Origin of the sequence: Hyphomonas sp. UBA3601 (genome assembly GCF_002375605.1) — a bacterium.
In the GTDB taxonomy this organism is placed as follows: Bacteria; Pseudomonadota; Alphaproteobacteria; order Caulobacterales; family Hyphomonadaceae; genus Hyphomonas.
Genome location: NZ_DFME01000085.1, coordinates 41,848 through 42,076, shown reverse-complemented (window position 1 = coordinate 42,076; position 229 = coordinate 41,848). Strand labels below are relative to the sequence as shown.

General features: G+C 57.2%; 1 pseudogene. It reads left to right on the top strand.

What is annotated here, in order from left to right:
- Positions 1-229, top strand: a pseudogene (locus tag B4F73_RS08690) (energy-dependent translational throttle protein EttA); the annotation flags it as partial.

The following is a 229-nucleotide window of genomic DNA, read 5'->3' as shown; positions in this document are numbered from 1 at the left end:
TGGACGAGTTCAACACCATTTCAGAAAAGCTTGGCGAAGACTATTCCGACGAGTTGATGGAGCAGATGACGGCGCTGCAAGAGAAGATCGATGCGGCTGACGCATGGGACATCGACTCCAAGATTTCGATGGCGATGAACGCGCTGCGCTGCCCCGATGATGACGCGGATGTGGAAAGCCTGTCCGGCGGCGAGGTTCGCCGTGTCGCGATCTGCCAGCTGCTTCTTTC